Raw genomic sequence first — 12,034 nt, 5'->3', positions numbered from 1 at the left:
GGGTGCCGCCAGACTGACGCGGTGGCATCCGTCGACCTGATCGAGCACCGCCTGCGCTCGCACCTGCTCGCCGCGCCCGAGGGCGGGGTGGTGGCGGCGGCACGCCACATGGTCGCGACCCAGGCGCAGGAGTGGTGGGCCGGGCGGTGGGGACTCGCACTGCGCACCTCGGGCACGCCGGGCGCGGCCGCGGTCGACAGTGCGTTCGACGACGGCCTGCTCGTGCGCTCGTGGACGCAACGCGGCACCCTGCACATCGTCGCGGCGGGCGACCTCCGCTCGTTCCTCGCCCTCACCGCCGATCGTCAGCACGCCCAGGCCGCGAGCGTGCACCGCAGCCGCGGGATCGACGCGGCTGTGATCGCCCGCGTCGAGCGCTCCGTGCACCGCGCGCTCGCCGATGCGGGCCGCCTGTCGCGCGCCGAGCTGTTCGACGTGATGCGTGCCGACGGCGTCGACACGGGCGACATGCGTGGCTCGCTCCTCCTTCAGGCGCTGAGCCTGCGCGGTCTGATCTGCCAGGGACCGACCCGCCCGGAGCCCGATGGGCTGTCCCGCGAGCAGTGGTTCGTGCTCGTCGACGACGTCGTCCCCGACGGGAAGGCCGCCGACCTCGCGACGCTGTTCACCCGCTTCGTCCACGGGCACGGTCCGGCGTCCAGCCGCGATTTCGCCTGGTGGATGGGGCTCACGCGCACCGCCGCGCGCGCCGCCGCGCTCGCGGCGACCGATGTGGACAGGCTCGACGACGACCTGTGGGCGCCGCTGCTCACACCCCGCGACCCCGCGGCGCCCGACCTCGTCGCCCTCCCCGCGTTCGACGAGTACGTGCTGTCGTACGTCGATCGCAGCGCGGTGTGCGCGCCGGAGGATCTGGGCGCGGTGGGACCCACGGCCAACGGCGTGCTGAGTCCCGTGCTGCTGCATCGGGGCCGCGTCGTCGGCACGTGGACCCACTCTCGCGCCCGCGGTCGTCTCGCCGAACGCCCGGTCGCGACGCTCTTCGCCACCGCCGCCGATCAGGTCGCGCCGGGCGAGATCGAGGCCGCACTCTCCCGCTACACCGGGTTCCTCGGCGGGTGAGGGGTCCCGCCGTCTGACACACTGATCGCGTGAGCACCGAGACCGGCGCCGACGCGCCCGCGGCCCCCGCCCCTGCGCCGCGCCCACGCCGCGGGCTTCTCTGGATCGCCGTCGGCGCGGTCGTGGTGGTCGCGGTCTACGTGACCGTCGCCGTGCTCTACGCGATCAGCGCGGCCGGCTCGACGTCGACCCCGATCAGCGCGGCGAACCCGCAGGCGGTCGTGGTGCTCAGCCCGCAGTCGATGGATGCCGCCGGCAACCGTCTCACCCTGTCGATCGACGTGCAGCCGGGGGAGTCGCTCACCGGCGGCGGCCTGTTCCTGACGAAGCCGCTCACGCTGCTCATCAGCGATGTCGACGGTCCGCGTACGATCACCTTCGCGGCGGGGCAGGCTCCGTCTGTCGTGAGCGTCAAGGTGATCACGTCCGGGCTCGTCGAGCAGTGGCCCTTCGATCGATACGCGGTGTCGCAGATGAACATCGCCCTCGCGCAGACCGCCGACGACGGCACGACACTGCACACCGTGCCGGTCAGCTGGCAGGTGTCCGACCGGGTGCCCGGCTGGAACGTCGAGTTCCGCGGTCAGCCCGATTCCACGAACGACGAGGTGTTGGTGACGGATGTGGCCGCCTCCCGTTCCGCGTCGACGGTGGCGTTCGCGATCGTCCTGATCACCCTCATGCTGGTGCTGCCCGCTCTCGCCCTCACGGTCGCGATCTCGGCCTTCCGGGGGCGTCGCAAGACGGAGGCGACCCTGCTCAGCTGGATCGGCGCGATGCTGTTCGCGATCGTGCCGCTGCGCGGCTTCTTCCCCGGCTCCCCTCCGATCGGGTCGTGGGTCGACTACCTCGTCGTGCTGTGGGTGGTCGCGGGGCTCATCGCCGCGCTCGTCGTGTTCGTCGCGGCATGGATGCGCTGGGTGCCGGGGGCCGGCGAGCGACCGGTGCGCTGAGGCATCCTGGTCGTCTCCGGCGGGTACGCTCCCGGGTCGGGGTGATCAGCCGCCCGCGTGCCGTTCGAGGAATGCATACACCTCGGAGTCGTCGATGCCGGGGAACAGGCCCGTCGGCAGCGGCGAGAACATCTGCATGTGCACGCGTGCGCTCGGCCAGGCCTTGCCGACCCAGCGGGCGGCGACCTCGTCGGCCGGGCGGCGGCAGCACGACTCGTCGGGGCAGCGCGACACGGCGCGGTTCTGCGTCTCACGGCCGCGGAACCAGCGGGCGTCGTCGAACGGCACGCCCACGGTGATGGAGAACTCGCCATCGGAGGTGGACCCCGTCTGCGTCGAGCACCAGTACGTGCCGGCGGGGGTGTCGGTGTACTGGTAGTGCTCGACGGTGCGGTTCTGCTCGGCGAACGCCGACCGTGCCGAGAACCACCGGCAGACGACCTGACCCTCGACGGCGCCGGTCACGTCCATCGGCAGCGGCAGGTCGTCGTTCTCGTAGACGCGGGAGACGGCGCCGGCGCCGTCGACGCGCAGGAAGTGCAGCGGGATCTCGAAGTGCCGCGTGAGGAGGTTGGTCATGCGCATCCCGGCGGCCTCGTGGGTGACGCCGAACGCATCGCGGAAGTCCTCGACGGCGAGGTTCCGGTCCTTCTTCGCCTGCTGCAGGAACGCGACCGACTGCGTCTCGGGCATGAGCGCGCACGCCGCGTAGTAGTTGATCTCGAGTCGCTGCTGCAGGAAGTCGGCGTAGTCGGTGGGCGGCTTGTGCCCGAGAAGGCGGTGCGCCATGGCCTGCAGCGCCATCGACCGCAGGCCGTGGCCGCCCGGGATCGAGGCGGGCGGCAGGTAGATGCGGCCGTTCTCGAGGTCGGTGACCGAGCGCGCCGAGTGCGGCAGATCGCTCACGTAGATCAGCTCGAAGCCCAGCTGCTCGGCCATGATGCTCACCGTGCGGTGGGTGAGGGCGCCGCCGTGGTGGCCCGCCGCCTTGAGCTGCTTCTCGGCGAGACGCTCGATGTCGCCGAGATAGTTGTTCTGGTCCCGCATCCGCAGGCGCAGATCGGTGTTCGCACGCCGAGCTTCCTCCGGGGTGGCGATCGTGGCACGCTCGCGCCGCTGCAGTTCGCGGTGCAGGCCGAGGATCGTCTCGATCGTCTCGTCAGGGAGTCCCTTCGACACCTTCACCGGGGGGATCCCGAGCTGGCGGAAGAGGTGTCCGGTCTGCGCCCGCTCGAGCTCGATCTCCAGCGCCGCCCGGCGGTTCGGCGGCTCGCTCGAGAGGAGGTCGGAGAGCTGGCTGTCGGTGGCGTCGGCGATCTGCTGCAGCAGCGAGAGCTTGGGCTCTCGCTTCCCGTTCTCGATGAGGCTGAGGTGGCTGCCGGCGACGCCGACGAGTGCGCCGAGCTCGTCGAGGGTGAGCCCCTTCTCGGAGCGACGGTGTCGGATGCGGTGCCCCAGGGTGGACAGCTCGATCGAGGTCGGCATTGTTTGAGTATACGGAAAGAACGCCTCTTCTTTCGCCGGAAACGTGGGAAAAGAGTGCGCGCTCCTCCGTGAGAGTGGAGGCACGACCCGTCCACGACACCGACCGTCACGACACGAGGAGCGCGCCATGGCCCTGGCTGAGACCTTCACCCCGACCGCATCCGGCACCCGCGCCGGCGGCGTCGCCGCCTTCGGGCAGCGACCCGAGGCATCCGGCCCCGCCATCGAGAAGCTCTATGCCTGGGTCGACGAGCTCACCGCGCTGCTCAAGCCCGAGCGGGTGCACTGGGTCGACGGATCGCGCGCCGAGAACGAGGCCCTGCTGCGCGAGCAGGTCGCCGAGGGCAAGCTCATCAAGCTCAACCCCGAGTGGCGGCCGGGCTCCTACCTCGCCCGCTCACACCCCAGCGACGTCGCCCGCACCGAGGGGCGTACCTTCATCGCCTCCGAGAAGGAGGAGGACGCCGGACCCACGAACAACTGGGTCGCGCCGGCCGAGATCCGCACGACCCTCACGGGCCTGTTCGACGGGGCGATGCGGGGCCGCACGCTCTACGTCGTGCCGTTCTCGATGGGTGCCGTCGGCGGACCCCTCTCCCACATCGGCGTGCAGCTGACCGACAGCGCCTACGCGGTCACCTCGATCGGCATCATGACCCGCGTCGGTGCGGAGGTCGTCGAGCAGATCGCCGCCGGCGCTGCGTGGGTCAAGACGGTGCACTCGGTGGGTGCCCCGCTCGAGCCCGGTCAGGCGGATGTCGCGTGGCCGTGCAACGACGACAAGTACATCGTGCACTTCCCCGACACCCTCGAGGTGTGGTCGTACGGCTCGGGGTACGGCGGCAACGCGATCCTCGCGAAGAAGTGCTTCGCGCTGCGCATCGCCTCGGTCATCGGACGCGACGAGGGCTGGCTCGCCGAGCACATGCTGCTCATCCGCGTCATCAGCCCCGAGGGCAAGGCCTACCACGTGGCCGCCGCGTTCCCGTCGGCCTGTGGCAAGACGAACCTCGCCATGCTGCGGCCGACGATCCCCGGCTGGCGCGTCGAGACCCTCGGCGACGACATCGCGTGGCTGCGTCCGGGGGAGGACGGCCGGCTCTGGGCGATCAACCCCGAGGCGGGCTTCTTCGGTGTCGCGCCGGGCACCGGCGAGTCGACCAACGTCACCGCGGTGGAGACCCTGTGGGGCAACACGATCTTCACGAACGTGGCGCTGCGTCCCGACGGCGACGTGTGGTGGGAGGGTCTGACCGACCAGCCGCCGGCAGAGCTGACCGACTGGGAGGGCAACGCGTGGACCCCGGCGTCGGGCCGGCCGGCCGCGCACCCGAACTCGCGTTTCACTGTCTCGGCCGCGCAGTGCCCGCAGATCGCCCCCGACTGGGATGCCGCGGAGGGCGTGCCGCTCGACGCGATCCTGTTCGGCGGGCGCCGGGCGACTAACGTGCCGCTCGTGGTCGAGGCCACCGACTGGACGCACGGCGTCTTCCTCGGCTCGACGATCTCGTCGGAGCGCACCGCCGCCGCCGAGGGCACCGTCGGCGAGCTGCGCCGCGACCCGTTCGCGATGCTGCCGTTCTGCGGCTACAACATGGCCGACTACTTCGGCCACTGGATCGAGGTGGGGCAGAAGCTCCGCTTCGACCGTGCGCCGCGCATCTTCCAGGTGAACTGGTTCCGTCGGGGTGCCGACGGCCGGTTCCTGTGGCCGGGCTTCGGAGACAACGCCCGTGTCATCGACTGGATCATCCGTCGCGTCGAGGGCAGCGTCCCCGCCGTGTCGAGCCCCATCGGTCGCCTCCCGCGCACCGATGACCTGAACCTCGAGGGCATCGAGGTGCCCGATGAGGACCTGGCCGAACTGTTCTCGATCGACCGCGACTCGTGGCTGACCGAGGCCGATCTCACGGAGCAGTTCTACGCCACCTTCGGTGGCCGGGTTCCGGCGGCGCTCCAGTCGGAGCTGTCGTCGCTGCGCTACCGCCTCAAGAGCGCGTAGCTCCCGCCCTCCCGGGCACGAACGGGCCCCCGTCGATCGCGCGACGGGGGCCCGTTGCGTCCCGTGCCGCCCGGGCGGTCGGCGCGGTGATCGTTCAGGCGGCGGGCTCGAGCGTGGCGGCCGGAACGTGCATGCCGGGCCGCGAGCGGAAGTGGCCGGCGACCGTCAGCACGACGCCGAGCACGACCCATCCGCCGAGCACCAGCCATTGAGCGGTGGCGTCGGCATCGGGGAAGTAGCTGAGCCCGCGCAGCAGCCACGACGCCGCGCCGGGCACCAGGTACTGCCCGATCGCGCCCCAGGGGGCCACGAGGAACTGCCACGGCATGGTCGCGCCCGAGATCGGGTTCGCGAACAGGATGGTGACCACGGCGCCGATGCCGATGCCGGCGGGGCCGAAGAGCGATGCGCACCCGACGACGAAGGCGGATGTCGCGGCGATCACGAGGGCGATGGCGGCGGCGTTGAGCAGGAAGTCGCCCTGCAGGTAGCCGAACCAGGTCTGCAGCACCACGGCGAGGAGGAGCCCGACCCCGACGCCGTACGCGAGGAGCGCCGTGAGGCGGCGGAGAGGACCGACCACGAGCAGCGAGATGAGCACGCCGCCCAGCATGCCGCCGAGGGTCAGTGGGAACGCCGCGGCGGCGAGGCCGGTGCCGGAAGGGTCGCTGTCCGACAGTGGCACGACGGCGGTCACGGCGACCTGCGGCACGGTGGGCGCGCCGGCGGCGTGCGCCTGCTGGCTGAGCTGGGCCTGCAGCTGTGCGGCGAGACCGGTGAGCAGCTGGGTCGGCACGGCTCCCGCAGCGGGGGCGGTCAGCACCTCGGGGGCGGCGGTCGCCGACAGCACGATCGCACCGTAGGTCGCCCGCGTCTCGATCTGGTGCGCGGCGTCCTCGCGGTCGGTCGAGGCCACGAAGGTGATGCTGTCGCCGCGGGCGGCCACGGCGTCCTCGATCGCGGTGACCGCGGCGTCCGGGCCGCTGATGCCGATCGGGAGGTCATGGGCGCTGGCGGTCTTGGTGGGCCAGAGGAAGGCGAGCACGACGACCCCGACGACGAGGGCGCCGATGAGCCCGAAGGCGAGCGAGAGTGTCCAGCGGGTGTGCGGACGGACCGGAGCGGCCATGGGGATCCCCTTTAAAAAGAACATCTGATCTGTTTGAGATCACCATAGCAGAACGTCTATTCTGTGTACGTGCCCCGCTTGAAAGAGGAGACCCGCCTCGCCCGCCGCCGCGAGATCGCCGAGGCGGCCCTGCGGTGCTTCGCCCGTCAGGGGTTCGCCGCGACATCCATGGCCGACATCATCGCCGAGTCGGGGCTGTCCGCCGGATCCATCTACTCGCACTACGACAGCAAGGCGGCGCTCGTGCACGAGGCCGCCAAGGAGATCCTCGACGACAGGTTCCGTCAGGTCGTCGCGGCGATCGACCTCGACGGCACCGCGACGATCAGCCCCGGCCGGCTCTTCCTCGCGGTCGTGGAGACGATGTTCGTCGCGAGCGCGGGGCCGGTGCTGCTGCGTGTGTGGGCCGAGATGCCCGTCGACCCGGAGCTCGCCGCGGTCGGCGTGAAGAACGTCGGGTTCATGCGCGCCCGCGTCTCCGAGCTGCTCGTGCCCTGGGTCGGCGCTCGCGCCGGCGCTGAGCTCACGGCCGACGATCCCCTCGTCGGCCGCACCGCCGACCTCGTCATCGCCGCCGTGCAGGGACTTCTCGTCCGTGCCGCGTTCGACGAGCCCGAGACGCTCGCCGCACTGCGTCAGACCCTGGCGCGCGCGCTCGACACCGCCGAGGTGTGAGGCGGCTGCCGCTCAGACCAGCAGCTGGTGCTTCGCCAGGTCTCGGTAGAGCGGCGTGGACGCCACGAGCTCCGAGTGGGTGCCGACCCCGACGACCTCGCCGCGATCCATCACGACGATGAGGTCGCTGTCGACCACCGTCGACAGGCGGTGCGCGATGACGACGAGCGTGCGACCGGTGGCGACCGCGTCGATGGCCTCCCGCATGCGCTGCTCGTTGAGACCGTCGAGCGACGACGTCGACTCGTCGAGCAGCAGGATCGGGGGAGCGGCCAGCAGTGCGCGGGCGATCGCGAGGCGCTGACGCTCGCCGCCCGACAGCATCACTCCCGCCTCGCCGACCTGCGCATCGAGCCCCTCGGCACTGCGGTCGAGCACGTCGCCGAGGTTCACCGCCCGCAGCACCGCCTCGCACGCCTCGTCGGTCGCGTCGGGGGAGGCGAGGCGCAGGTTGTCGCCGATCGAGCCCGCGAGAGTCGGGGCATCCTGCTCGACATAGCCGAGCCGCGCGCGCAGCGCGGTGCGATCGTGCAGGCGCACATCCACCCCATCGACCAGCACCGCACCGCCCGTCGCGTCGTAGAACCGCTCGATGAGCGCGAGCGTCGTCGACTTCCCGGCGCCCGAGGGGCCGACCAGCGCGACGCGCGATCCCCGCGGCACCCGGAAGCTCACCCCGCGCAGCACCTGCGCGCCCCCCTCGTCCCCCTCGTCCTCGATCGCCGACGCATCCACCCGCACGCTCGCCAGCGCCCGTCGCGCCTCGCCCTCGGCCCGGCGGCGGGTCGCGACGACGGCGTCGGGATAGGAGAAGTGCACGTCGCGGAACTCGACGGCGGGGGCGGATGCCGCGGCATCCGCATCATCGACGACGACGCCCGCCGCGCGCTGCGCGTCGTCGGCGTCCTCGGTGGGGAGGTCGAGCACCTCCTGGATGCGTCCGAGGGCGCCGAGCGCCTGGTTGATCGACAGGATCGCGCCCACGAACGTGCCGAGGGGAGCCACCAGCAGGAAGAGGAACATGATGAACGCCACGAGGTTGGCGATGCCGAGATCGCCGGAGGCGACGCGCAGGCCGCCGACCCCGAGCACCACGAGCAGGGAGACCTGCAGCGCGATGCCCGCGACCGGAACCACGAGCGCCGACACCTTCGCGATGCGCACCCCCACGGTGTACGCCTCGTCGGCGAGGCGGGTGACGCTCGCCGTCTCCCGCTCGGTCGCGCCCGCCGCCCGCACGGTGCGGATCGACCCGATCGCGCGCTCGACGCCCGAGGCCAGCTCGCCGACCTTCGCCTGCTGCGCACGCGTCGCAACGCGGATGCGCCCCGAGAGCACCACGACAGCGCCGATCGACGCGCCCAACACGATGACGATCAGAAGCAGCAGCACCGGGTCGATGACCGCCATCGCGATGAGCGCCCCGAGGAAGATGAGGGCGTTGCCGACGGCGTCCGCGAGACCCTGCGTGAGCACTGCATAGAGAAGAGTCGTGTCGGTGCCGACCCGCGAGACGAGGTCGCCGGTGCGGCGGGCGTCGAACTCGGCGATCGGGAGCCGCAGGATGCGGGCGATGAGTCGGCGGCGGCTGGATGCGACGACCGCGGTGCCGGTGCGCTGCAGCAGATAGTGCTGGTACCCGGAGATGAGCGACGTCACGACGACGAGCGCCACGATGGCCCAGACGAGCGGGCCGAGCCCGGTGCCCGACTGCACCTCGGCGATCACCTGCTGCACGACGAGCGGCTGGGCGAGCGTGGTCACCGCGCCGACGACGCTCAGCAGCGCGACGGCGATGAGGGTGCCGCGGTGGTCGGCGAGGAAGGGGAGGAGCTGCCGCACGCTCGCGCGCGGACCGTCGTCCTTCGACGGACGGGCGAACGGGCTGCGACGCGGGGTGGCGGGTGCGGACATGACTTCCTCATCGGTCTCGGCCGGCGCCCCCACGTGCCCGACGGGCGCCTCGGGGGATGCGGCACCGCTCACGAGTATCGCCCCGCACCGGGTCCCGCTCACAATCGACCCGGCGATGTCGCCGCCGCGGGCTACGGTGGATCGCGTGCCAACCCCCGTGATCACCGCTCAGAACCTCGCCAAGTCCTACCGCGTCAAGGGCAAGCCCGACTTCGTCGCGGTCGACGGACTCAGCTTCGAGGTCACGGCCGGGGAGTCGTTCGGGTTGTTGGGGCCGAACGGGGCGGGCAAGTCGACCACCATGAAGATGGTCGGCGCCGTGTCGTCGCGCACCGGGGGGAGTCTCAGCATCCTGGGGCTCGATCCCGACCGCTACGGACCCGAGATCCGCTCGCGCCTGGGCGTCGTGCCCCAGCAGGACAACCTCGACGCCGAGCTCAACGCGCGCGAGAACCTCTACATCTACGGCCGCTACTTCGGCCTGCCGGGAAAGGTCTGCCGCGAGCGCGCCGAGGAGCTGCTCTCGTTCGCGCAGCTCGAGGACAAGGCCACCGCCAAGGTCGATCAGCTCTCCGGTGGCATGAAGCGCCGCCTCACCATCGCCCGGGCTCTCATCAACGAGCCGCGCATCCTGCTGCTCGACGAGCCGACGACCGGCCTCGACCCGCAGGCGCGCCATGTGCTGTGGGACCGGCTGTTCCGGCTGAAGGAGCAGGGCACGACTCTCGTGCTGACGACCCACTACATGGACGAGGCCGAGCAGCTGTGCGACCGCCTGGTCGTCGTCGACAAGGGCCGCATCATGGCCGAGGGGTCGCCCGCGACCCTCATCCGCGAGCATTCGAGTCGCGAGGTGCTCGAGGTGCGCTTCGGCTCCGACCGCAACGAGCAGGTCGCGCCGCAGCTGGCCGGCATCGGCGATCGCGTCGAGGTGCTGCCCGACCGCATCCTCATCTACGCCGACGACGGCGAGGCGGCCCTCGAGCGCATCCACGCCCTGGGACTCGAGCCCGTCACCTCGCTCGTGCGCCGCTCGTCGCTCGAGGACGTCTTCCTGCGCCTCACCGGACGGTCGCTGGTCGAATGAGCGAGCTGAGAACCACCCCGACCCTCGACGAGCTGCGCGACGAGGCGCTCGCCTGGGGTCGCACGCCCCGGCGGGCGGGCACCCTGTTCGTGCTCGAGCACTGGCTGCGCGCCATGCGCGCGTACGGCTGGACGATCGTCGTCAACGCGATCGGGCAGCCCATCGTCTACCTGCTCGGCCTCGGCCTCGGCCTCGCCGCGCTCATCGCGGTGCCGATCGACGACGGCACGCAGCACGTCCGCTACGTCGTGTTCGTCGCGCCCGCCCTGCTCGTCACCGCGGCCGTCGCCGTGGCATCCGAGGAGTCGACCTATCCGGTGATGGCGGGCTTCAAATGGCGTCGCTACTTCTTCGGGTTCAACGCCGCGCCGCTCTCGCCCCGGCAGATCGTGAACGGCGTCGCCGCCGGCGCCTGCGTGCGCATGTTCATCGTCGTTGCCGCGTACTACGTGATCATCTGGGTGTTCCAGGCCGTGCCGCACCCCGAGACCGGGTGGCTGTCGATCATCGCCGGCGTGCTCGGCGGGCTCGCCTTCGGCGCCCCCCTCATGGCCTATGCGGCCTCCATCGAAGACGACCGCGGCCAGTTCGCGCTCGTGCAGCGGTTCATCTTCATGCCGCTGTTCCTGTTCTCCGGCACGTTCTACCCGCTCGGCAACGTCGGCTGGCTGCAGTGGATCGGGTGGCTCTCGCCCGTGTGGCACGCCTCGGAGCTGTCCCGCATGGTGACCTACGGGCGCGCGATCGAGCCGTGGCTGATCGCCGTGCATCTCGGCTACCTCGTGGTGCTGGCTGCGGTCGGCCTGCTCGCGGCGCACCACTTCTTCGGACGGAGGCTCTCGCGATGACCAGCACCGTCGCCTCCGCACCCGTGCGCGCCGGCAGCGTGCGGGCCCTCTGGGCCGGCAACCCGCAGTCCGTCGTGCAGCGCGGTCTGCTCTCGGCGCGGTCGTCGAGCTGGGTGGTCGTGCTCTCCGGCTTCTTCGAGCCCGTCTTCTATCTGCTCGCGATGGGCGTCGGACTCGGCTCCCTCATCCCGGGTGTCACGGTCAACGGCCAGAGCGTCGCGTACGCCGCCTACATCGCCCCGGCACTCCTCGCGGTGTCGGCGATGAACGGTGCCATCTACGACTCGACGTGGAACGTCTTCTTCAAGATGAACTACGGCAAGCTCTACGAGGGCATGTTGGCCACATCGCTCGGCCCGCTCGACGTCGCGCTCGGCGAGATCCTCTACGCGCTGCTGCGGGGGCTCCTCTACGCCTGCGGCTTCATGGTGATCATGCAGGTGCTCGGGCTCAATCTCTCGTTCACCGCGCTCCTCGCGCTCCCCGCGGTGCTGCTGATCGCGTTCGGATTCGCGAGCGTCGGCATGGCGGTCACGAGCTACATGAAGACCTTCCAGCAGATGGACTGGATCAACTTCGTGCTGTTGCCGATGTTCCTGTTCTCGGCGACGTTCTTTCCGCTCTCTGTCTACCCCGAACCGGTGCAGTGGATCGTGCAGGCGTTCCCGCTGTGGCACGGCGTCGAGCTCATCCGCGGGCTCACCACCGGCATCCTCACCCCGGCGATGCTCATCCACGTCGGCTACTTCGTGGCGATGATCACCGTCGGGCTCGTCTTCACCACGACGCGACTGCGCGCGCTATTCCTCGACTGACGTCGCACAGAACGCGGATGCCGCGGGGCGCCCGGCCCCGCGG

10 protein-coding genes are annotated in these 12,034 nt (G+C 71.1%); 7 read left to right on the top strand and 3 right to left on the bottom strand.

Annotation, left to right across the window (positions count from 1 at the left end):
* Positions 1-21 precede the first annotated feature (21 nt).
* Positions 22-1,083 carry a winged helix DNA-binding domain-containing protein gene (locus FFS51_RS10260; RefSeq protein WP_137878276.1) on the top strand — a complete coding sequence of 354 codons (1,062 nt, stop codon included), beginning with the start codon at positions 22-24 and terminating at the stop codon, positions 1,081-1,083.
* A 29-nt stretch (positions 1,084-1,112) separates the two neighbouring features.
* Positions 1,113-2,036 (top strand): DUF4436 family protein, encoded by a 924-nt coding sequence (locus FFS51_RS10255; RefSeq protein WP_045248210.1) that lies wholly within the window; start codon positions 1,113-1,115, stop codon positions 2,034-2,036.
* Between the two features lie 45 nt (positions 2,037-2,081).
* Here the strand turns inward: FFS51_RS10255 and FFS51_RS10250 are convergent, their stop codons facing one another.
* Entirely contained in the window at positions 2,082-3,521 is a 1,440-nt protein-coding gene (locus FFS51_RS10250) for a helix-turn-helix transcriptional regulator (protein WP_137878275.1), read from the bottom strand.
* A gap of 127 nt (positions 3,522-3,648) precedes the next feature.
* On the opposite strand from FFS51_RS10250, the gene FFS51_RS10245 reads away from it, so the two are divergent.
* On the top strand, positions 3,649-5,523 hold the full coding sequence (locus FFS51_RS10245) for a phosphoenolpyruvate carboxykinase (GTP) (protein WP_137878274.1): 1,875 nt from the start codon (positions 3,649-3,651) through the stop codon (positions 5,521-5,523).
* Positions 5,524-5,617: 94 nt separating this feature from the next.
* On the opposite strand, the gene FFS51_RS10240 is transcribed toward FFS51_RS10245, so the two are convergent.
* Positions 5,618-6,652 (bottom strand): hypothetical protein, encoded by a 1,035-nt coding sequence (locus FFS51_RS10240; RefSeq protein WP_137878273.1) that lies wholly within the window; start codon positions 6,650-6,652, stop codon positions 5,618-5,620.
* Between the two features lie 69 nt (positions 6,653-6,721).
* Between FFS51_RS10240 and FFS51_RS10235 the strand changes: the two genes are divergently transcribed.
* On the top strand, positions 6,722-7,327 hold the full coding sequence (locus FFS51_RS10235) for a TetR/AcrR family transcriptional regulator (RefSeq protein WP_162237836.1): 606 nt from the start codon (positions 6,722-6,724) through the stop codon (positions 7,325-7,327).
* Positions 7,328-7,339: 12 nt separating this feature from the next.
* Here the strand turns inward: FFS51_RS10235 and FFS51_RS10230 are convergent, their stop codons facing one another.
* Positions 7,340-9,241 (bottom strand): ABC transporter ATP-binding protein, encoded by a 1,902-nt coding sequence (locus tag FFS51_RS10230; protein ID WP_137878272.1) that lies wholly within the window; start codon positions 9,239-9,241, stop codon positions 7,340-7,342.
* Between the two features lie 145 nt (positions 9,242-9,386).
* Between FFS51_RS10230 and FFS51_RS10225 the strand changes: the two genes are divergently transcribed.
* The 3 genes from FFS51_RS10225 to FFS51_RS10215 are packed head-to-tail and all read left to right on the top strand — an operon-like array spanning position 9,387 to position 11,991.
* Positions 9,387-10,328, top strand: a complete 942-nt coding sequence (locus FFS51_RS10225; RefSeq protein WP_056207900.1) for an ABC transporter ATP-binding protein — start codon at positions 9,387-9,389, stop codon at positions 10,326-10,328.
* Entirely contained in the window at positions 10,325-11,176 is an 852-nt protein-coding gene (locus FFS51_RS10220; RefSeq protein ID WP_056207903.1) for an ABC transporter permease, read from the top strand. Before FFS51_RS10225 ends, FFS51_RS10220 begins: the two co-directional genes overlap by 4 nt.
* The gene (locus tag FFS51_RS10215) at positions 11,173-11,991 is read left to right on the top strand and encodes an ABC transporter permease (protein ID WP_056207906.1); all 819 of its coding nucleotides are present in this window, start codon (positions 11,173-11,175) and stop codon (positions 11,989-11,991) included. Before FFS51_RS10220 ends, FFS51_RS10215 begins: the two co-directional genes overlap by 4 nt.
* The last annotated feature ends 43 nt before the right edge of the window (positions 11,992-12,034 follow it).

Source organism: Microbacterium sp. 4NA327F11, from assembly GCF_005503465.1.
GTDB classification, from domain to species: Bacteria; Actinomycetota; Actinomycetes; order Actinomycetales; family Microbacteriaceae; genus Microbacterium; species Microbacterium ginsengisoli.
The sequence above is the reverse complement of the archived record's forward strand: the minus strand, read 5'-3'. Positions and strand labels throughout refer to the sequence as shown.